The 19,583-nt window shown below is 74.9% G+C and carries 17 protein-coding genes; 8 read left to right on the top strand and 9 right to left on the bottom strand.

All coding sequences use genetic code 11. The annotated features are described in order from the left end of the window. Positions 1-18: 18 nt before the first annotated feature. Positions 19-216, bottom strand: a complete 198-nt coding sequence (locus tag Q7T67_RS15225) for a hypothetical protein (RefSeq protein ID WP_304791383.1) — start codon at positions 214-216, stop codon at positions 19-21. A 102-nt stretch (positions 217-318) separates the two neighbouring features. Here Q7T67_RS15225 and Q7T67_RS15230 point away from each other — a divergent pair, with 102 nt between their 5' ends. The 3 genes from Q7T67_RS15230 to Q7T67_RS15240 all read left to right on the top strand — a co-directional run bounded on the left by Q7T67_RS15230 (position 319) and on the right by Q7T67_RS15240 (position 2,710). After that, positions 319-1,071: a TetR/AcrR family transcriptional regulator gene (locus tag Q7T67_RS15230; protein WP_304791386.1), complete on the top strand. Its 753-nt coding sequence runs from the start codon at positions 319-321 to the stop codon at positions 1,069-1,071. Positions 1,072-1,310: 239 nt separating this feature from the next. After that, a complete protein-coding gene (locus Q7T67_RS15235) occupies positions 1,311-1,976 on the top strand; it encodes a hypothetical protein (protein ID WP_304791389.1) in 666 nt (221 codons plus the stop codon). 149 nt (positions 1,977-2,125) lie between these two features. After that, on the top strand, positions 2,126-2,710 hold the full coding sequence (locus tag Q7T67_RS15240) for a TetR/AcrR family transcriptional regulator (protein ID WP_304791391.1): 585 nt from the start codon (positions 2,126-2,128) through the stop codon (positions 2,708-2,710). Between the two features lie 29 nt (positions 2,711-2,739). Here Q7T67_RS15240 and Q7T67_RS15245 read toward each other — a convergent pair whose 3' ends face one another. Together Q7T67_RS15245 and Q7T67_RS15250 are read right to left on the bottom strand one after the other, a co-directional pair. Beyond that, positions 2,740-3,771, bottom strand: coding sequence for an alpha/beta fold hydrolase (locus tag Q7T67_RS15245; RefSeq protein WP_304791394.1), 1,032 nt, complete (start codon positions 3,769-3,771; stop codon positions 2,740-2,742). 51 nt (positions 3,772-3,822) lie between these two features. Continuing rightward, entirely contained in the window at positions 3,823-4,908 is a 1,086-nt protein-coding gene (locus Q7T67_RS15250) for a lysylphosphatidylglycerol synthase transmembrane domain-containing protein (RefSeq protein WP_304791397.1), read from the bottom strand. Between the two features lie 498 nt (positions 4,909-5,406). On the opposite strand from Q7T67_RS15250, the gene cobN reads away from it, so the two are divergent. Next, the gene (cobN, locus tag Q7T67_RS15255; protein ID WP_304791400.1) at positions 5,407-9,711 is read left to right on the top strand and encodes a cobaltochelatase subunit CobN; all 4,305 of its coding nucleotides are present in this window, start codon (positions 5,407-5,409) and stop codon (positions 9,709-9,711) included. Between the two features lie 24 nt (positions 9,712-9,735). Here cobN and Q7T67_RS15260 read toward each other — a convergent pair whose 3' ends face one another. From Q7T67_RS15260 to Q7T67_RS15270, 3 genes are all read right to left on the bottom strand, one after another. Further along, positions 9,736-11,082: an LLM class flavin-dependent oxidoreductase gene (locus tag Q7T67_RS15260; protein WP_304791403.1), complete on the bottom strand. Its 1,347-nt coding sequence runs from the start codon at positions 11,080-11,082 to the stop codon at positions 9,736-9,738. Between the two features lie 189 nt (positions 11,083-11,271). After that, a complete protein-coding gene (locus tag Q7T67_RS15265; RefSeq protein WP_304791406.1) occupies positions 11,272-12,297 on the bottom strand; it encodes an MBL fold metallo-hydrolase in 1,026 nt (341 codons plus the stop codon). A 100-nt stretch (positions 12,298-12,397) separates the two neighbouring features. Further along, on the bottom strand, positions 12,398-12,853 hold the full coding sequence (locus Q7T67_RS15270; RefSeq protein ID WP_304791409.1) for a Na-translocating system protein MpsC family protein: 456 nt from the start codon (positions 12,851-12,853) through the stop codon (positions 12,398-12,400). 186 nt (positions 12,854-13,039) lie between these two features. Between Q7T67_RS15270 and Q7T67_RS15275 the strand changes: the two genes are divergently transcribed. Next, positions 13,040-13,651, top strand: a complete 612-nt coding sequence (locus tag Q7T67_RS15275; RefSeq protein WP_304791412.1) for a bifunctional 2-polyprenyl-6-hydroxyphenol methylase/3-demethylubiquinol 3-O-methyltransferase UbiG — start codon at positions 13,040-13,042, stop codon at positions 13,649-13,651. Between the two features lie 273 nt (positions 13,652-13,924). Beyond that, on the top strand, positions 13,925-14,272 hold the full coding sequence (locus Q7T67_RS15280) for a Na-translocating system protein MpsC family protein (protein WP_304791415.1): 348 nt from the start codon (positions 13,925-13,927) through the stop codon (positions 14,270-14,272). A gap of 25 nt (positions 14,273-14,297) precedes the next feature. Here the strand turns inward: Q7T67_RS15280 and Q7T67_RS15285 are convergent, their stop codons facing one another. Then, a complete protein-coding gene (locus Q7T67_RS15285) occupies positions 14,298-15,086 on the bottom strand; it encodes a sigma-70 family RNA polymerase sigma factor (protein ID WP_304791418.1) in 789 nt (262 codons plus the stop codon). 302 nt (positions 15,087-15,388) lie between these two features. Between Q7T67_RS15285 and Q7T67_RS15290 the strand changes: the two genes are divergently transcribed. Continuing rightward, the gene (locus Q7T67_RS15290; protein WP_304791422.1) at positions 15,389-16,348 is read left to right on the top strand and encodes an adenylate/guanylate cyclase domain-containing protein; all 960 of its coding nucleotides are present in this window, start codon (positions 15,389-15,391) and stop codon (positions 16,346-16,348) included. Positions 16,349-16,425: 77 nt separating this feature from the next. On the opposite strand, the gene Q7T67_RS15295 is transcribed toward Q7T67_RS15290, so the two are convergent. Together Q7T67_RS15295 and Q7T67_RS15300 are read right to left on the bottom strand one after the other, a co-directional pair. Beyond that, the gene (locus Q7T67_RS15295) at positions 16,426-16,920 is read right to left on the bottom strand and encodes a hypothetical protein (RefSeq protein WP_304791425.1); all 495 of its coding nucleotides are present in this window, start codon (positions 16,918-16,920) and stop codon (positions 16,426-16,428) included. A 50-nt stretch (positions 16,921-16,970) separates the two neighbouring features. Next, positions 16,971-17,912, bottom strand: a complete 942-nt coding sequence (locus Q7T67_RS15300) for an SDR family oxidoreductase (protein ID WP_304791428.1) — start codon at positions 17,910-17,912, stop codon at positions 16,971-16,973. Between the two features lie 172 nt (positions 17,913-18,084). On the opposite strand from Q7T67_RS15300, the gene Q7T67_RS15305 reads away from it, so the two are divergent. Beyond that, positions 18,085-19,521, top strand: a complete 1,437-nt coding sequence (locus tag Q7T67_RS15305) for a sugar porter family MFS transporter (protein WP_304791431.1) — start codon at positions 18,085-18,087, stop codon at positions 19,519-19,521. Positions 19,522-19,583 lie beyond the last annotated feature (62 nt).

A 19,583-nucleotide genomic window follows, 5' to 3' on the forward strand; every position in this document is an offset into this window, starting at 1 on the left:
GGCCCGGCGCCGGGGCCGTCAGGCCCGGTCCCCGCGGACCGGGAACCCGTCCTCGTCCTCGGCCCAGTCGAACTCCTCGTCCGCGCCGGGCTCGCGACGACGCAGCCACAGGACCGCCCCGGCGACGACGATGATCGGGGGCGCCGCGAAGGCCAGCGCCAGCGCACCGCTGAGGTGGTGGGCGACGACGAGCAGGGCGCCGAGCAGCGGGGTCATGCGGGGGGCCTTGCGGGGCCGCGGGGCGCCATCCGGCTACGGTAGCGTTTCTACGGTTCCGTAGGCGATCGGTCGGCCCCGATCCGTGCAAGACTCACAGGCGTGTCCTCACGGTCGAAATCGCCCCGTCGCCGACCGGCGCCGCGGCTGCCGCCGGAGCAGCGTCGGGAGCAGCTGCTGGACACGACCCTCGAGCTCGTCACGGACGCCCGCTCGTTCGACGACGTGTCCATGGAGTCGGTGGCCCGAGCGGCCGGCGTCACCAAGCCGGTCGTCTACGACTTCTTCGCCAACCGCGGCGAGCTGCTGGCCGGGCTGATCGAACGCGAGGAGCAGCGGACGCTCGCCGAGCTCGCCTCGGCGATCCCCGCCCCGCCGTGGCTGGACCAGGACCCCGACGACGTGCTGAAGCAGGCGATCGTCACCTTCCTCGACGCGGTGCAGAAGAACCCGCGCCGCTGGATCCTCATCCTCCACCCCGTCGAGGGCACGCCGGAGGAGATCCGGGCGAAGGTCGAGCAGATCCGCGAGGGCATCGTCCGCCTCGCCACGGACCTGCTGGGCGTCGGCCTGGCGGTGCGCCAGAGCTCCACCGACATCGACCTCGACCTCGTCTCCCGCATGCTGGTGGGCAACGCCGAGGAGGGCGCCCGCCTGATGCTCCAGCGCCCCGACGACTACCCGCGGGAGCGCCTGCTCGGCTTCGTCGACTGGATGACCCGGATCATCCCGCGCGCCGCGCCGTACCCCGTGTCGCTCCAGCGGACCCTGGCCGAGCTCGGGCCCGAGGACCCGATCCGCCTGCTGATCGCCGAGCGCGCGGGCAACATGGCCTCGGGCAACGGCCTGCTCTGAGCCGCGGACGCGGCGGCCGGCGCGCCTGCCACCGTGGACCCGGGGCGGCCGCATCCCGGACGTGACGTCCGGCGTTGCGGCGTCCCGAGCGTGACGCCTGACGCGCCCGGGCCCCGAAGGTGACGCCTGACGCACCCGGGCGGTGACCGACGCCCGCGACCGCCCCTCGGCGGCCGCGCAGGATGGATCCATCAGCGCAGGGCACCCCGCCCGGCGCACCACGATCCACGGAGCACACCATGTTCGACCGCACCCGCAGCACCCCGTCCGCCGTCTCCTCCACCGACACCGACGACGCAGCCGTCGCGCCCCGCCGCCGCCCGTCCTCCGCCCACCTGACCGCCGGCCTGGCGCTCTTCGTGGCCCTCGGAGGCACGAGCATGGCGGCCGCCTCGCTGGCGAAGAACAGCGTCGGCACGTCGCAGCTGAGGCCGGCCGCCGTCAAGACCAGCGACGTCGCGACGGGCGCGATCACGTCGGTCAAGGTCAAGGACGGCTCGCTCGTCAAGGGCGACTTCAAGGCCGGCGAGCTGCCCGGTGGCGCCACCGGGGCCACCGGGGCCACCGGCCCGCAGGGCGCTCCGGGCGCCGCCGGGGCGAAGGGCGAGAAGGGTGAGAAGGGCGACCCCGGGACGGCAGGCACGAACGGCACGAACGGCGTGTCCGGGTACGAGGTCGTGACCGGCACCGCCGTCACGGTCGCCAACAACGCCTCGAGCGTCGCGTCGGTCTTCTGCCCCGCCGGCAAGAAGCCGGTCGGCGGCGGCGTCGCCATCCCGAACTCGGCCGGCATCGTGGTCAACCGCTCGGGCTTCTCCGGCGCCGGCTGGATCGTCCGGGTGACGAACTCCTCGGGCAGCTCGGAGGACTACACCCCGCAGGTCTCCTGCATCACCGTCGACTGACCCCCGGCCCGGCCGGCCGGCCCGCCCGCCCGTCCCCGCATCGATCGCCCGGCTCCGCCGGGCGATCGGCCGTTCCCGCGTCCGCCGGGACCGTCTGACAGGCTGGGACGCCGATGGGGGAGCGACGACGCCGGCCGTACGCGCCGAGGATGGCGCCCGACGCCCGGCGGGAGCAGCTGCTCGACGCCGCGCTCCAGGTGATCTCGCGCGACGGCTACGCCGCGGTGTCCATCGAGGCGATCGCCCGCGAGGCCGAGGTCACCCGCCCCGTCGTCTACAACGTCTTCGACGGCCTGACCCCCCTGCTGTTCGCGCTCCTGGACCGCCAGGAGCAGCGGGCGCTCGGCCGGCTGAGCGAGGCGATCACGCCCGTCCCCGATCCGGCCGACCTGCCCGGCCACCTGACCCGCACGGTGCGCGAGCTCGTCGCGATGGTGCTCGAGGACCCGCTGCTCTGGCGTCCGATCTTCCTGACGCACGGCGGGACCCCGGCGGCCGTGCTGGAGCGCGTCGACCGCGACCGCGAGGTCGTCCGGGAGCGGATCGAGGAGACGCTCGGCCCCGTCCTGGTCCACCGGGCCGACGGCCCGCCGCTGGACGCCGCGATCGTCTCGCACGCGCTGGTCGGCATCGGCGAGCACTTCGCCCGCCTGCTCCTGGAGCGCCCCGGCGACGTCGACGTCGAGGCCCTGACGTCGACGGTCGCCGGGCTGCTCGCCGCCGTCGGCCCCTGAGCGGACGGCCCGCCGCGGCCGCCGCGGGGTCAGCCCGCGACGGGCGTGGCGTAGCGGTCGCCCGCCGCGACGAGGCGCCGGATCGCCTGCGTCGTCTGCTCCGGGGCCTCCAGCGGCGCCATGTGGCCGACGTCGGGCAGCTCGATCATCTCGAGCACCTCGTCGAGGGCCTCGGTCATCTTCTTCGCGTGCACCGGCGGGGTCAGGCGGTCCTCGCGGCCCACGAGGACGATGGTCGGCACGTCGATCGCGTCGAGGCCGTCGAGGAGCTCGATCCGGCTGATCGAGCTGCCCGTGTTGGCGCGGACGTCGCGCGGGCAGCTGAGCACCATCTGCTCGCAGAACGCGACCGTCGCCGGGCTGGCCGCCCCGCACAGCGCGATGTACCGCACGGCACGGGAGATCAGCGGCGTGGCCCGGGTGGGGATCGGCGCCTTGCTGCCGAGCAGCAGCTGGCCGAGCTCCTGCTGGACCCGCTCGCCGACGCCCGGCGCGGGCAGGATCAGGGACGACGTGACGAGGTCGCCCAGACCGGTCGAGAACAGCCCGACGGCCGCGACGCGGTCCAGCAGGCTCTCACCGCGGTCCGCGGCCCAGGCGACGATCGTCATCGCACCGAGGGAGTGGCCGACCAGGACGGCCTTCTCGCCCTCGGGGACCGTCGCCCGCAGGACGCTCTCGAGGTCGTCCCGGTAGGCGTCGATGGAGTAGTCCCCGCCGCTGGACGGCGCGCTCTTCCCGTGGCCGCGCAGGTCGTAGGCGACGATCCGGAACTCGTCCTGGAGCGCCTGGATCTGCAGCGTCCAGAACTCGATCGCGCAGGTCCAGCCGTGCACCAGCACGATCGTCGGTGCGTCCTCGGGCCCGTAGACCCGGACGCGCAGGGCGGTGCCGTCGCCCGCGCGCACGCCGACGGGACGGCCCTTCAGCGACACGTCGAGCGCGGGCTTGATCGGATCCGCGTCGATCCGGCGCCGGTCCGCTCGGTACGCCGCGGTCCAGGCCGCACCGCCCGCCGCCGCGACCGACACGAGTGCTCGCCGGGTGCTCCACCGCTTCATGCCCGCCATCCTACGCCTCCGTAGGCGTGACGTCGGGGCGGCTGCGGCCGCTCAGGCCGTGGCGTGCGCCGGGCCGTGTGGTCGGTCGTCGTCGTCGACCGGGACGACCTCGGCGTCCGGCGACGGGCGACCGATGGCGACGAGGGCGACCGCACCGGGCAGCGCGGGCAGCCAGGTCGAGACGAGCCGCTGGGTCAGGCTCGCCAGCACGGCGATGTCGCCCGAGACGCCGAACGCGATCAGCATGCCGAGCAGGCCGGCCTCGACGCCCAGGCCGCCCGGGATCGGCAGCAGGTTGGCGACCTGACCGATGAGGTAGGCCATCGTGACGTCGAGCACGTTGGGCGACGCGCCGAACGCGTGACAGGCGGCCCAGAGGACCGCCGCGTCGGCCAGCCACCAGAGCGCGCCGCCGAAGATCGCCGAGTCGCGCTCCCGGACCAGGGTCGAGACGGTGTGGACCCCGTCGTCGAGCGTGCCCGGGACCGACGCGAGGATCCGCGCCACGCGGCCCTCGCGCTCGGCGGAGCGGTCGGCCAGCCGGCGCAGCAGCGGCCGCCCGAGCGCGGCGACCAGCAGGATCAGCGCCGCGATGCCGGCGGGGACGATCGTGATCGCGTTGTGCCCGTGGCCGGCGACGAAGAGCGCGGCGCCGGCCACCGCGATCAGCAGGATGAACCAGACGTAGATGATCGCGATCTGCGCGGCCACGGTCGCCGCCGCGTGGCGGGCGTCCAGGCCGTGACGACGCAGCGCGTAGGTGGTCGAGGCGATGCCGCCCGCACCGGCGGTGGCGAGCAGCCGCGTGGCCGCGACGCCGGCCAGGACGATGCGCCAGCTCGTGAAGCGCGGGAGCCGCAGCCCGGCGCGCCGGGCGGTCGCGTTGAACACCAGGACGTAGCCGGCGAAGGAGAAGCCCTCGAGCACCACGGCGACGACGAGCCAGACCGGGTCGCCCTGACGGACCTTGTCCCACGTCTCGTCGAGGAAGCCGACGTGCGGCGCGAGCAGCCGGACGGCGACGATCAGCGCCACCATGACGCCGATCCCGATCAGGATCCGCTTGAACAGGCCCCCGACGTGCGGCGCCTCGTCGTGCGACGGCGGGCCGCTCGGTGCGATCGGCGGATCGGCCACCGCGCCCGGGGCGGACGGGTCGCGCGGGAAGGGGTGCCCGACGGCGGTTGGTCGCTGTGGGTCGTCGGAAGGGGACACGGGCGTCCGTGGCTCGGCGGCCGGATCGTCCGGACCGCCTCGGGGCTCGTCCGGTGCGGCCGAGCTGTGCGGCCCTGGCTGCACCGGTTCATCCTCGCACGCGGCCCCATCCGGCGCGATCCCTGGGGGATTCCGTGCCCTCCGCGGCGCTCCCGGGCCACCCCGGTATCGTCCGGCGCCACGCGGCGACGCGGGAAACGCAGTGCAAGTCTGCGACGGTCGCGCCACGGTGACCGTCCGGGCCGCAGGTCCTCCCCGCCGCGACGGGGCCGGGCCCTCCGGCCGGGCGGGAGTCCGAGCACCGGGTCGTCACGTGGGTCGGCACGTCGCCGCCGCACCGCCCCCGGCCGCGCCCGGGACCGCCCAGCGGGCCGACGTACGGGCCCGCCCCTGGACGCGTCATCCGAGAGAAGGCCCCCGTTGCTCCGCTTCGTCACCACCGCCGACACCGAGATCCTGGCGACCGCCGCCGCGATCCCGACGCTGCCGGAGGACTTCCCCGTCGTCCGCTGCGCGAACCCCTCGCAGCACCTCGACGCCGCAGCCCTGGTCGACGACCTGGCCGACGGGGCCCGCGTCGTCCTCGTCCGGCTGCTCGGCGGCCGGCGCGCCTGGGAGCAGGGCTTCGACCTGCTCCACGCGCGGTGCGTGACCGACGGCATCGCGCTGGTCGCCGTCGGCGGCGAGGCCGAGCCCGACGCCGACCTCGCCACGCGGTCGACCGTCTCCCCCGCCGTCGTCGCCCAGGCGCACGACTACCTGCGCCACGGCGGCGTCGAGAACACCGCCCAGCTGCTGCGCTTCCTCGGCGACACGCTGCTCGTCCGCGGCGACGGCTTCGACGCACCGCGCCCGCTGCCCGAGAACTCCGCGTGGGACCCCGAGCGGGGCGACGTGTCCGTCGACGAGGCGCTGACCGCCGCGCGCGAGCGGATCGTCGCCGCGGAGGGCGGGACGGCGGTCGGCGACGCGGCCGACGCGGGCCCCACCTCCGGGGACCTGCCCGCCGCCGACGCCCAGGTCGTCGACCCGGCCCGCCGCTCGGGGGCCCTGGGTCTGCCGGTGGAGCAGCGACCGGTCGTCGGGATCGTCTTCTACCGCACGCACCGCACGGCCGGGAACACCGGCTTCGTCGCCACCGTCGCCGAGGCGGTCGCGGCCGAGGGCGGCGTGCCGCTGCCCGTCTGGTGCTCGTCGCTGCGGCCCGGGACGGACGGCCGGATCGCCGCGCTGGACCTGCTGACCGCCGAGGCGACCGACGGCGATCCCGCCGCGCGCGTCCCGATCGTCGACGCGCTGCTGACCACCGTCCTCGCCTCGGGCGGCTCGAACGCCGGCGACGTCGGATCGTCCTCGGAGGACGACGCCGACGACGGGCGCAACGACGCCTGGCAGACGTGGGACGTCGCGCAGCTCGAGGAGCTCGGCGTGCCCGTGATCCAGGCCGCCGCGGCGACGCAGTCGCGCGAGCGCTGGATCGAGAACCCCGCCGGGCTGACGCCGCTGGACGTCGCGATGCAGGTCGCGATCCCCGAGTTCGACGGCCGCATCCTCGGCGGCGTCGTGTCGTTCAAGGAGCGCGAGGCCGCGGCGGGCGAGGTCGCCGACGTCGGCACGCCGGTCATGCGGTACGTCGCCGACCCGGCCCGGGCGCGCCGCGTCGCGGGCCTGGCCGTCCGCCACGCCCGCCTGCGCCGCCTGGACGCCGCCGACCGCAAGGTCGCGATCGTCCTCTCCTCCTCCCCCACGAAGCACTCGCGCATCGGCAACGCCGTCGGCCTCGACACGCCCGCGTCGGCCGTCGAGCTGCTGCGCGCGCTGATCGCCGACGGCCAGCGCGTCGACGCCTCGAGCGTCCCCGCCCTGCAGGAGGCGCTCGACGCGCCGAGCATCACCGCCGCCGAGGCGACCGCCGCCGGCGAGGCGCTGATCCACGCGCTGATCCAGCGCGGCGGCCACGACCCGGAGCTGCTCACCGACGACCAGCTCGCCGCCAACCCGTACCGCCTCCCGGGCGCCGAGTACGCCGCGTGGTTCGCGACGCTGCCCGAGGGCCTGCGCTCCATCGTCGAACGCGACCACGGCCCGGGGTACGTCTTCGACGACGGCGCCCCCGCGCTCGACGACCGCGGCCGACCGGTCGTCACGGACGCGAAGGGCCGCCCCCGCCCCGGCACCTGGACCGCCGGCGGCCGCGCCGGGATCGAGCCCCAGTACACCCACGAGGGCGACGTCGTCGTCGCGGGCCTCGAGATGGGCGACGTCTTCTTCGCCATCCAGCCGCCGCGCGCGACGAGCGAGGAGGACGCCGCCGCCCTGTCGCACGACGCCGAGCGCGCCGCCCCGCACCACTACTTCGCCGTCTACCGCTGGCTCGAGAGCCACTGGGGCGCCGACGCGATGGTCCACCTCGGCAAGCACGGCACGCTCGAGTGGCTGCCGGGCAAGTCGATCGGCCTGTCGTCGGACTGCCACCCCGACGCGATCCTCGGCTCGCTGCCCCTGATCTACCCGTTCGTGGTCAACGACCCGGGCGAGGGCGTGCAGTCCAAGCGTCGCGTGCACGCGACGATCGTCGACCACCTCGTGCCGCCGATGATGCGCGCGGAGACCTACGACGAGCTGCAGGAGCTCGAGCACCTGCTCGACGAGTACGTCCGCGTCGAGGCGCTGGACCCCGAGAAGCTGCCGGCGCTCGCCCGCCGGATCTGGGAGGTCGTCGAGTCCGCCGACCTGCACCACGACCTCGGCCTGCACGAGGCCGAGGTCGCGAGCTTCCGCAACACTGGTGCGGGTGCCGACGCGGCCGAGCTGCAGCACCACCTCGAGCACCTCGTCTCGGACATCGACACGTACCTCTGCTCGATCAAGGACCTCCAGGTCCGGGACGGCCTGCACGTGCTGGGCCGCGTCCCGGACGAGGAGCAGCTGCGCGGCCTGGCGGTCGCGATCATGCGCCTGGGCTCGGGCGACCTGCCGGGCCTGCGCGTCGTGGTCGGCCGGGCCTTCGGGCTGGACGAGGACGCGCTCGTGGCCGCCGGCGGGGAGCGGCTCACCGGGCCCGCGGTCGACGATCCGGACCTCGCGGCCCTCGTCGACCGCTTCCCCGGACCGGCCGCCACGGCCGGCGACGTCGTCGACCGCCTCGACGCCGCCCAGCGCGCGCTGCTCGACGCGCTCGGTGACGCCGGCTGGCCGGCGGACGCCGCGGCGATCCGCGACCTGACCGCGAGGACCCTCGGCCGGGGGCACGCCGAGACGGAGCGCGTCCTGCGCTACGCCGCCGCCGAGGTCGTCCCGCGGATCCGCCGCTCGACGGAGGAGCTCGACCACGTGGTCGGGGCGCTGAACGGGCGCTACGTGCCGTCTGGCCCGTCCGGCTCGCCGACGCGCGGCCGCCTCGACGTGCTGCCGACCGGGCGCAACTTCTACGGGGTCGACCCGAAGGCGCTGCCCTCGCAGCTGTCGTGGGACACCGGCCGGCGGCTGGCCGAGGACCTCGTGCGCCGCCACGTCGAGGAGGAGGGCCGGGCGCCCGAGCAGATCGGCATCGTCGTCTGGGGCACCGCCAACATGCGCACCCACGGCGACGACATCGCGGAGATCTTCGCGCTGCTCGGCGTCGAGCCCGTCTGGCACCGCGAGACCCGTCGCGTCACCTCGCTGCGCGTGGTCCCGCTCGAGGAGCTCGGCCGACCCCGGATCGACGTCACCGTCCGGATCTCGGGATTCTTCCGCGACGCGTTCCCGCAGCTGATCGCCCTGATCGACGAGGCCGTCGCGACGGTCGCCGCGCTCGACGAGCCCGACGAGCAGAACTTCGTCGCCAAGCACGTCCGGGAGGACGAGACGCGGCTCCTGGCCGAGCTCGTCGCGCAGGCCGCCACGGGCGGGACCTCCGCGGACGCCCCCGGCGGCGAGGACGGGGCCGACCTCGGCGGCGACACGGGCACCGATGCGGCCGCGTCCCGCGCGAAGGCCCGCCGACGCGCGACCACCCGCATCTTCGGGTCCAAGCCCGGCACGTACGGCGCGGGGCTGCTCGAGCTCGTCGACAACCGCTCGTGGCACGACCAGGGCGACCTGGCCCGCGTCTACGAGGCGTGGGGCGGCTACGCGTACGGCAAGGGCCTCGACGGTGTCGAGGCCCACACGTCGATGCGCGAGCAGTTCGCGCGCATCGAGGTCGCGGTGAAGAACCTCGACACGCGCGAGCACGACATCTTCGACTCCGACGGGTACTTCCAGTACCACGGCGGCATGGTCGCGATGGTCAAGGCGATCACCGGCAAGGAGCCCAAGGCGTGGCTCGGCGACTCCGCCGACCCGACCACCGTGGAGACCCGCACGCTGGCCGAGGAGGCCCGCCGCGTCGTCCGCTCCCGTGTGCTGAACCCGCGCTGGGTCGCCGGCATGATCCGCCACGGCTACAAGGGCGCGATGGAGCTGTCGGTCACCGTCGACTACCTCTTCGGCTACGACGCGACGGCCGGCGTGGTCGAGGACTGGATGTACGAGAAGGTCACCGAGCGCTACGTCGACGACCCCGACGTCCGGGCGTTCCTCTCTCGGTCGTCCCCGTGGGCGCTGCGGTCGATCGCCGAGCGCCTCCTCGAGGCCGCGGACCGCGGCCTCTGGGCGGAGCCGGACGAGGAGCGCCTGCAGAGCCTCCGCGACGTGCTCCTCGAGGTGGAGGGCGAGGTCGAGGAGGCGGGTCAGGCGTAGGGGGCGGTCGCCGCCGGGCGCCGGTCAGTCGGCCGCGATCGCCTCGCGCCCGACGGGCACGTCGTCCAGACCGAGGTGGTCGCGCAGCGTGGTGCCCGTGTACTCCTCCCGGAACGCCCCGCGGCGCTGGAGCTCCGGGACCACCTGGTCGACGAAGTCGTTGAACGCCCCGGGCGTGTTCGCGGCCGAGATCATCCAGCCGTCGGCCTCGCCGCCCTCGACGGCCTCCTGCAGCTGGTCCGCGACGTCCGCGGCGGTGCCGACGAACTGCGGCAGCATCACGCCCTGCGCGTAGAGCTTGCCGACGTCGCGGAGCGTCAGGGAGTCGCGCTCCGACAGGCGGCGGGCGACGTCGAAGAGCCCCTGCGAGCCCGGGACGTCGATGTGGTCGACGGGCTCGTCGAGGTCGTGCGTGGAGAAGTCGTGGTCGGTGTGGACCGACAGCGTGATCAGGCCGGAGACCGGGTCGGCCAGCTCGTTGTGGAACGCCTGCTTCTCGCGGGCGATCGACTCCGTCTCGCCGATGAACGGCAGGACGGCCGGGAAGATCTTGATCTGCTCCGGGTCGCGCCCGAAGTCCGACGCGCGCGACTTGATGTCGTCGTAGTAGGCGCGGCGACCCTCGGGCGTCGGGTCGATCTCGAAGATCGCCTCGGCCCAGCGGGCGGCGAAGTCGCGGCCCCGCGGCGACGAGCCCGCCTGGATCAGCACGGGCCGGCCCTGCGGCGAGCGCGGGACGTTCAGCGGACCCTTCGTGCGGAAGAACTCGCCCTCGTGGTCGACCGCGCGGACCTTCGACGGGTCGGCGAAGACGCCCGAGTCCTTGTCGCGGACCAGCGCGTCGGGCGCCCAGGAGTCCCACAGCTCGGAGGTCGCCTCGAGGAACTCCTGCGCCCGCTCGTAGCGCTGGTCGTGCTCGAGGTGCTCGGCGACGCCGAAGTTCAGCGCCTCCGCCTGGCTCAGCGACGTGACGACGTTCCAGGCCGCGCGGCCCTTGCTGATGTGGTCGAGGCTCGCGAAGATCCGCGCGACCTCGTAGGGGTGGAAGTAGGTCGTCGACTTCGTGATCGCGACACCGAGGTGACGCGTGACGGCCGCGATGGTGGCCGCCGCGAACGCCGGGTCGATCGTCGCGGACGCCTGCGTGCCGCGGCTCAGGGCCTCGTCGAGGCCGCCGAAGCGGGTCGGCGCGGCGAGCAGGTCGGCGAAGAAGACGAAGTCGAACTTCCCGCGCTCGAGGATGCGGCCGACGCGCTGGTAGTGATCGGGCCCGAAGACGTCGGGCTCGGAGGCGGGGTGCCGCCACGCGGCGTGCGAGTGGGTGACCTGGGAGGCGATCTGGAAGCCGCCGAGGTGGAGCTGTCGGGTCATCGGGGTCCTTCGGGGAGACGGCGCCGCGGTGCGCGACGGGGCGTCCCTCGAAAGTAGCAATACCCGATCGAATATTCGACTTTTACGTCGTACGGGCTGGACGGTCGGTCCGCCGCCCCCGCCACCGATCGCCGTCCGTCGGCCGGGGCGGCTCGGCCGGCCGGGCCGGTGGGGCCGGCCGGCGCGGCCTCACCCGCCCGTCGCCCGCCACCCCACGCGATCGCCGTCCAGCAGGACCTGCTCGACCTCGCCGGCGTCCTCCAGCAGCTCGAGCGAGGCCAGGAGCGCGCCCAGGCGCGTCAGGCCGTGGCGGGAGGAGGGGACGCCGCGCCAGACCTCGAGGCCCAGGTCCCAGGTGCCCCGCGGCTCGGTGCGCAGCGCATCCCGGACCCGACCGGTCCGGCGGTCCAGGGCGCCGCGACGATCGGCGTGCAGCGCCGCGACGTCGAGCAGCGCGGGGCCGTGGCCGGTCAGGGCAACCAGGCCCGGGACCGCCGCGGTCTCCTCGAGCGCCGCCAGGTAGGCCGCCGCCGGCCGGGCGTCCGTGCCGAGCATCGACCCGAGCACCGGGGTCAGCGGCGCGGAGCGGAAGACGTGGTCGCCGACGAACGCCAGCGGCCGGCCGGCCACGACGGGACGCTCCTCGACGAACAGGGTGTCGCTCGGGCTGTGCCCGGGACGCTCACGGACGGTCAGGTCGAGGTCGCCGGCCCGCACGACGTCGCCGTCGACGAGGACGCGGGAGGTCCCGGCGGTCGGGAGGCCCCGGACGAGCGGCTCGCCCTGTCGGGCCATGCCGAGCAGGTCGTCGGGTGCGCCGTGACGGGCGATGTGCCGCTCCCCCCACGCGACCTCGCGGACCAGCAGGCCGTGGGGATCGGCGATCGCCTCGGCGGTCTGCGCGGTCGCCGCGATCGCGGCCCCCGACCGGTCGGCGATCTGCGCCGCCAGGCCGGTGTGGTCGAGGTGGTGGTGCGTGACGAGCACGAGCTCCACCTCGTCGATCGAGGACCCCGCGGTGACGAGCGCCGCCTCGAGGGCCTCCATCGTGCCCGGCAGCGGCATCGCGCTGTCGACGAGGGTCGTCGGACCGTCCCCGCGGACGAGATGGACGTTGACCCCGCCGGTGATGCCGCCGAGGGGCAGGGCGATCCGGGTGACGCCCGGGACGACCTCCTCGACAGCCGGCGGCTCGGCCGGGCTCTCCCTCTCCATCGACGCGATGTTCGCAGGCGCGGCCCGGCGGGCCTCCGGCGGATATCGCGCCGAGGGGCGGTCCGCGTCCCCGCCGTCCTCGTCGTCGGCTCGCCGACCCTCAGCCGGCGGGTTCGGCGTCCGCGGTGCTCTCGAGCAGGAAGAGCTCGACCGAGGCGTCCGCGCGGACGTCGATGCCGCTGATGAACGCGCGGACCCTGCGGCCCGTCGCGTGCTCGACCGGGGCGCGCATGTCGTCCTCGGTGGCGTACTGGAAGAAGAGCCGGACGTCGCGCAGACGCTGGTGCTCCCCGAGCTCCACGAGGCGCTTCTCGGCCGGCGTCTGGGTGTCCTCGAGGACGCACACCACCGCGTCCGGGCCGGCGAAGTACGTCTTGACCTTCGTCGGGCCCCGGCCGAACTGGGTCTTGTGGATCTGCGCCATCGCGTTGGAGATCGCCTGCAGCGGGCTCTCGTGGGGCGCGGTGAGGGGGTCGGTCGAGACCATGGTGGGGCGGGCGGGCCGACGGGCGACGGCGGGCGGGAGCCCGCGACCCACGGCGATCGCGGGCCTCATCGTACGCACCGGTCCTCCGCGGCGCGCGGGTGCGCGGCCGCGCGGACGACGGCGGGCCTTCTGCGGGCGCCCGCGGGCGGACGCCGGACGGGGCCGTTCCGGCTCGTTTGACGCCGGACGCCGGGGGTATTGGGCGGCGGTCATGGTGCTCCCGCCCCCTGAAGGCCCGGCAGCGCCCGGCCCCGCATGAGCTCCGCGGAGCCGCCCCTCGTCCGGCTGCCGGCCGGCGACCCGTCGACGGGCGGGAGCCACCGGTCGGGCGAGGACCCACGGGGCCCGTCGTCGCCGCCGCCCCACGAGCGCGAGAAGCACGACCGCACCGTCGCGGCGTGCGGTCCCGGGCGGTTCTCGGGGGTCCTGGTCCTGGGGACCGGGAACGGGGCGCTCCCGTGGCTCCTGGCGGACCGCTCCGACGACCTGCTGGCGATCGATCCGTCGACGACCGCCGTCGCCCTGGCGCTCGAGCGCCTCCCGGACGCCCCGCACGTGACCGTGACCCACGGGGATCTGCCCGACGCGCTGCCCCGCGCGGGCGGGTTCGACCTGGTGGTCGTCTCGGACGTGCTCTGCCGACTGCCCGTGGACGCGCTCCGGCGCACGATCGACCGGCTCCCCCGCCTGATGCGCCCCGGCGCCCGCGTGGTCGCGGTCCACTGGGACGGCCACGCACCCGACCTGACCCGCACCGCGACGGAGGCCCACCGCGCACTGCGGGCGGGCACCGGGCTGCGCCCCGCGCAGCCCGCGCCGCCGGCGAGCACCCGCGGCCACCTGCTCGAGGCCTTCGACATGCGGTGAAGGTCCGCCCGCGGCGGACCGGACGGGGAGGGCCGTGCGGCGGACACCAGGGAGGCGTCGGCCGGCGCCGTGATGCGACGCCGGCCGCTCACCCGGCAGCACTCCTACCCGGTGGGCGTACGCCGCACCTCCGCGTCGGATGTGGGTCCCGGTGGTCCCGTAGGATCCGGGGACCTCCCGCGAGCCCGCCGCGCGCCACGCCGTCCCCCTCGGGGCGCGCCCGCCGGCCGTGGGATCCCCGAGCCGATGAGCGACCGACGACCACCAGCCGAGATGCACGAGAGCCCGCTCCAGGCGATCTCCAACGCCATGGCGCAGATCTACAAGACGCAGTTCGGGCGCGGGCCGACCAGGGTGAAGACGTACTTCGCCGGCCCCGACGCGGTCGTCTGCATCCTCGAGGACACGCAGACGCCGGCCGAGAAGCGGCTCGTCGAGCTCCGCGAGGACCAGCGGCTGCGCGACGTGCGTCTCTTCTTCCAGTACGCGACGGAGGACGATCTGCGTGCTCCGGTGGAGCAGGCGACGGGCCGCCGCGTCCGCGCGTTCATCAGCGGCATCGACGTGCGGGCCGACGCCTCGGCCGAGGTCTTCCTGCTGGACGACGCGCCCGGGACCTGAGCCCCGGACGCGGCCGCCAGCCCGCTCAGGCCGCCAGCTGCATCGGCGCGTCGACGGCGCCTGCGCCCTCGACCCCCGCGATGTGGTCGTGCATCTTCTCGAGCGCGCCGCCGAGGATCCGCGAGACCTGCATCTGCGAGATGCCGAAGCGTCCGGCGATCTCCCGCTGGAGCTGCCCGTCGTAGTAGCGCAGGAGGACCATCTCCCGCTCGCGGTCGTCGAGCGCCGAGCAGGCGTCGAGGATCTCCTCGTGCCGGTCGACCGCGGCGTAGCCGGCGTCGGAACGGCCGAAGAGGTCGAGCGCCTCCCGCGTCTCGCCGGCGGGGTGGTCGAGCGACAGCGACCGGTAGCCCTGGCCGCCGATCATCGCGTCGGCGACCCGCTCCGTCGGGACCTTCAGCCGGGCGGAGAGCTCCGCCACCGTGGCGGCGCGGCCGGTGCGCGAGTGGATCTCCCCGGACTCGCGGTTGATCCGCGCGTCGAGCTCCTGGACCGAGCGGGGCACGTGGATCGCCCAGCAGTGGTCGCGGAAGTGGCGCTTGATCTCGCCCGTGATGTTCGGCGCCGCGAAGGCGACGAACCGGTAGCCGCTGTCGGGGTCGAAGCGGTCGATCGCCTTGACGAGCCCGACCGATCCGACCTGGACCAGGTCGTCGAGCTCCTCGCCTCGACCGGCGTAGGGGCGCGCGAGGGACCGCACGAGCGGCATCCCGCGCTCGACCATCTCCGCACGGGCGGAACGGTCGTCGTGGTGGTGGTAGCGACGCAGCAGCTGCATGTCCAGCTGCTCGCGACGGGTGGTGCTGTCCGGCATGTGGTTCCTCCCGCGGAGAGGCTCCGCGTGGAAGGGCGATGTCCGGTCCGCGCTCGGGAGACGTGGGTCTGTCCCGGGGGCGACGAGCCTGCTGCTTCGGATTGCGGGGCGCCGAGGACTCTCATCCGTGCGCGGACATCGCCGACCGGGGACCCGTTCAGGATCTGGATCGGAGGTGCCGCGCCGCGACGACCTGCACGTGGGATACCGTAACAGCGTGCGGAGGCCCGATGGGAAGATCCTCCCCCGCGCCCGCCGCGGGCGTCACGGAAGCCGGGGCGAGGGTGCACTATGGTCGCCGCGTGCACGGCGAGGACGACGCTCCCCACGATCCCGCTGCCGATCCCGGACCGCCGCCGCACGCCGACGGTGCTCCGGAGCGCGGGGCGACGCCCGCGGACGAGGCCCCGCCGGGCGCGGACGCGTCGGCCGCCGACGTCGCGCCGGGGACGGACGCGACCGTCCCGGACGCCCCCACCGGCCCCGGGGCGGCGGAGCGCGCCCGCCGCGCCGCGCGCCGGATCCGCGAGCTCAACGAGGACGGCCGCGTCCTCGACGCCGTCGCCCGCCTGCGTCGCCGGCTGCCCGGGGACGACCGGCTGGGCGACCCGCTGTCGACCTCGGACCAGGGCGGGGACCCGACCCTGGGCCGCCGGATCGCGCGCCTGGCCGGCCAGACCACCGGCGGGGCGGTCCACGAGGTCGGGATGGGCGCGCTGCAGGTCTGGCAGGCGGCCGCCGAGCGCAACGGTCGCGGCCGCGGCACGGTCGACATGACCATCCTCTTCACCGACCTCGTCGGGTTCTCCCACTGGGCGCTGGAGGCCGGCGACCAGGCCACGCTGCTGCTGCTGCGCGAGGTCTCCGGGGTCCTCGAGCCGGCGGTGCAGCGCCGGCGGGGCCAGGTCGTGAAGTGGCTCGGCGACGGCATGATGGCCGTGTTCCGCGAGCCGGAGGACGCGCTGCACGCCGTCGAGCGCATGTGGGCGGGCCTCGAGGGCCTCGAGATCGCCGGCTACCAGCCGCGGATCCGGGCGGGCATGCACGTCGGGCGCCCGCGACGCGTCGGTGCGGACTACCTCGGCGTGGACGTCAACATCGCCGCCCGCGTCGCGCAGGCGGCGGGCACGAGCGAGCTGCTGGCCTCGGACGCCGCGGTGGCGGGCATCGCGCCGGACGCGGTGGTCGCCCGGCGCCGCAAGCGCTTCCGGGCCAAGGGCGTCCCGCCCGAGCTCGAGGTCTTCGCGCTCCGGAGCGCCTGAACGGGCCGCCGACCGGGCTCGGCCCGGACGCTCCGACGGTCGGCGTCGGGACGCCCCCAGGATCGGGGCGTCCGGGCTCAGTCCGGCTGGTCGGCCGTGCCGCGCCCGATCAGCCGCTCGTCGTCGAGGCTCTCGACGACGACCGCCGCCGCGGGGCCCTCGGCGTCCCGGCCACCGCGGGTGCGGCGCCGCAGCGGGTGCACCACGCGGCCGGCGATCCGGTCGATCTGCTGGAGCGAGCCGCTCATGCCCTCGACCTGGTCCTCCATCCGGTCGACCGACGCGTACATCGCATCGACCGCGCCGCGCAGGTGCGTGACGTCCGGGGGCAGGCGGCCGATCTCGACCTTCAGGTCGTCGACCGCGCTGATCACGCCCTTGATGTCCTGACGCATCCCCTTCATGTCGTCCCGGACCTCGGTGAGGACCCCGAGGTCCCGCCGCAGGCCCTCGATGGCGGCAGGGAGCGTCCGCAGCGCCCGCTCCAGCGCGACGACGGCGTCCAGGGCCGCCTCCACGCGCGGGAGCAGCTGGGGGAGCTGGGGCAGGTGCGGCAGGGCGATGGGGGGCACGGGGACACGCATGGATCAGACCGGGAGCCTGTTCCCCGATCCGAGGATCGTCAAGCCGACGGGACAGATCCGCGGTCTGCGGCGCGCTGCGCGACGACGCGCTCGTCGGCCCCGGCGGCGACCGTCGCGGCCCCGAACGACCGGCCCAGGGCGCGGACCTCGGCCTCCATCTTCGGCACCATGGTCCGGGCCTGGTGCTTCAGCACGACGTCGCCCACGGGGCTGATCGTCAGGGTGCGCAGCAGGGAGAACCAGAGGAGCGAGCGCGGCACGTAGATCCGGCGCCTGCGCCGGGCGATGCCGTCCGCGAACGCGGTCGCGCAGTCCTCCACGGAGGTCGTGCCGCCCAGCGGGCCGGGGAGCAGCTCCCGGGCCTGGCGGAACGTCGCCAGGTCGTCCTCGATGTTGCGCACCAGGTCGGTGTCGATCCAGCCGGGGTGGGCGGAGCCGACGCGGACGCCCTTGTGCGCGACCTCGAGGCGCAGCGCGTTGGCGAACGCCTCCGCCCCGGCCTTGGACGCGCAGTAGGCGGCCATGCCGGGCAGGACGGTGAACGAGGCCAGCGAGGCGACCACGAGGACGTAGCCGCGCCGCTTCTCGATCTCGGGCAGCGCGGCCGAGACCGTGCGGATGACCCCGTTGAGGTTGACGTCGACCGTGCGCACGAGCGCGTCGGCGGGGTTGACGGCCACGGTGCCGTTGTTGGAGACGCCGGCGTTGGCGACGACGACGTCGATGCCGCCGAGCTGCTCCACGGTGCCGCGGACCGCGGCCTCGACGGCCGCCTGGTCGGTCACGTCCGCCTCGAACCACGCGTGGCGCGCGGGGCCGAGGCCGGCCAGCTCGTCGGCGAGCGCGCGCAGCAGGTCGGGCTCCATCCCCACCAGCGACACGCTCGCCCCGCGCCGGGCCAGCACCCGGGCGGTCTCGGCCCCGATGCCGCGGGCGGCACCCGTGATCAGCACGACCCGACCCTGCACGCTCTTCCTCATGCGCGCAGGCTACTGCCCAGTAGCCGGGCGTGCGTGCCGTGGCCCACGGTCGCTACTGGCGAGTAGGTACGACGGGGGAACCCGGCCGGTCGGCGACCGGGGCCGGGCGCCCGCGGGCCGCCGATCGTCCCGCGGCAGGCTGCCGGGGTCCCGCCGGGGGTACTGTCGATCCATGGTCGAGCCAAGCACTCCGGGCCCGGGCGGGGACGCCCCGGCGAGCACCCCCGAGCCCCAGGACGACCTCCACGTCTCGCGGGTGATCCTCACGTCGGGCGTCGCGGCGCTCGGCGGCTTCCTCTTCGGCTTCGACTCCTCCGTGATCAACGGGGCGACGGCGGCGATCCGCGACGAGTTCGACCTCAACTCGTTCGTGCAGGGCTTCGTCGTGGCGATCGCGCTGCTGGGCGCGGCCGTCGGCGCGTGGTACGCCGGGCGGATCGCCGACCGCTACGGCCGCATCCGGGTGATGGTCATCACCGCCGGCATCTTCATCCTCAGCTCCGTCGGCTCGATGCTCGCGTTCTCCTGGATCGAGCTGGCGGTCTGGCGGCTGATCGGCGGCGCCGCCATCGGCTCCGCGTCGGTGATCGCCCCGGCGTACATCGCCGAGATCGCCCCCGCGCACCTGCGCGGCCGCCTGGGCTCGCTGCAGCAGCTGGCGATCGTGACCGGGATCTTCGTCGCGCTGCTGTCGGACTACTTCCTCGCCCAGGCCGCGGGCGGCGCGGGCAGCGACCTGTGGCTCGGCCTGGAGGCGTGGCGCTGGATGTTCCTCGCCGCCGCCGTCCCGGCGCTGATCTACGGCGTGCTGGCCCTGCAGATCCCGGAGTCGCCGCGGTACCTCGTCGCGCACCACCGCGAGAAGGAGGCCCGCAGCGTCCTGAAGCGGTTCGTCGGCGGCGACCCGGACTCGCGGATCCGCGACATCGTCCGCACGCTGAAGGGCGAGGGCCAGGTCCGCGTCCGCGATCTGCGGGGCCCGAAGTTCGGCCTGCTGCCGATCGTGTGGGTCGGCATCCTGCTGTCGGTCTTCCAGCAGGCGGTCGGGATCAACGTGATCTTCTACTACAGCTCCGAGCTCTGGCAGAGCGTCGGCTTCTCGGAGTCCGACTCGATGATCACGAGCGTCATCACGTCGATCGTGAACATCGTCTCGACGCTCGTGGCGATCGCGCTGGTCGACAAGGTCGGCCGCAAGCCCCTGCTGCTGTTCGGCTCGATCGGCATGTTCATCACCCTCGGGGCGCTGGCGATCCTCTTCGGCACCGCGCCGGTCGTCGACGGCGAGCCGAGCCTCGACGGCTTCCGCGGCGTGCTGGCCCTGGTCGCGGCCAACGGCTTCGTCGTGTCGTTCGCCACGTCGTGGGGCCCCGCGGTCTGGGTGCTCCTCGGCGAGATGTTCAACAACCGCATCCGGGCGACCGCGCTGGCCGTCGCCGCGGCCGCGCAGTGGATCGCGAACTTCGCGATCACGACGACGTTCCCGAGCCTCTCGTCGGTCTCGCTGTCGCTCGCCTACGGCCTCTACACGACGTTCGCGTTCATCTCGATCATCTTCGTCTGGAAGGCCGTGACGGAGACGAAGGGGCGCGAGCTCGAGGACATGTGAGCCGGGCCGGCACCGCGCCGGGCGACGCCGGGGCGGGACCCGCGGCGGCCGGCGGGGGTCCG

Origin of the sequence: Patulibacter sp., from assembly GCF_030655195.1 — a bacterium.
In the GTDB taxonomy this organism is placed as follows: domain Bacteria; phylum Actinomycetota; class Thermoleophilia; order Solirubrobacterales; family Solirubrobacteraceae; genus Patulibacter.

What these genes read in the sequence shown, in the direction of transcription:
- Q7T67_RS15225 (WP_304791383.1), bottom strand. Translation starts at nt 216, where the DNA reads ATGACCCCGCTGCTCGGCGCCCTGCTCGTCGTCGCCCACCACCTCAGC.
- Q7T67_RS15235 (WP_304791389.1), top strand. Translation starts at nt 1,311, where the DNA reads ATGTTCGACCGCACCCGCAGCACCCCGTCCGCCGTCTCCTCCACCGAC.
- Q7T67_RS15240 (WP_304791391.1), top strand. Translation starts at nt 2,126, where the DNA reads ATGGCGCCCGACGCCCGGCGGGAGCAGCTGCTCGACGCCGCGCTCCAG.
- Q7T67_RS15245 (WP_304791394.1), bottom strand. Translation starts at nt 3,771, where the DNA reads ATGAAGCGGTGGAGCACCCGGCGAGCACTCGTGTCGGTCGCGGCGGCG.
- Q7T67_RS15260 (WP_304791403.1), bottom strand. Translation starts at nt 11,082, where the DNA reads ATGACCCGACAGCTCCACCTCGGCGGCTTCCAGATCGCCTCCCAGGTC.
- Q7T67_RS15265 (WP_304791406.1), bottom strand. Translation starts at nt 12,297, where the DNA reads ATGGAGAGGGAGAGCCCGGCCGAGCCGCCGGCTGTCGAGGAGGTCGTC.
- Q7T67_RS15270 (WP_304791409.1), bottom strand. Translation starts at nt 12,853, where the DNA reads ATGAGGCCCGCGATCGCCGTGGGTCGCGGGCTCCCGCCCGCCGTCGCC.
- Q7T67_RS15275 (WP_304791412.1), top strand. Translation starts at nt 13,040, where the DNA reads ATGAGCTCCGCGGAGCCGCCCCTCGTCCGGCTGCCGGCCGGCGACCCG.
- Q7T67_RS15280 (WP_304791415.1), top strand. Translation starts at nt 13,925, where the DNA reads ATGCACGAGAGCCCGCTCCAGGCGATCTCCAACGCCATGGCGCAGATC.
- Q7T67_RS15285 (WP_304791418.1), bottom strand. Translation starts at nt 15,086, where the DNA reads ATGCCGGACAGCACCACCCGTCGCGAGCAGCTGGACATGCAGCTGCTG.
- Q7T67_RS15300 (WP_304791428.1), bottom strand. Translation starts at nt 17,912, where the DNA reads ATGAGGAAGAGCGTGCAGGGTCGGGTCGTGCTGATCACGGGTGCCGCC.
- Q7T67_RS15305 (WP_304791431.1), top strand. Translation starts at nt 18,085, where the DNA reads ATGGTCGAGCCAAGCACTCCGGGCCCGGGCGGGGACGCCCCGGCGAGC.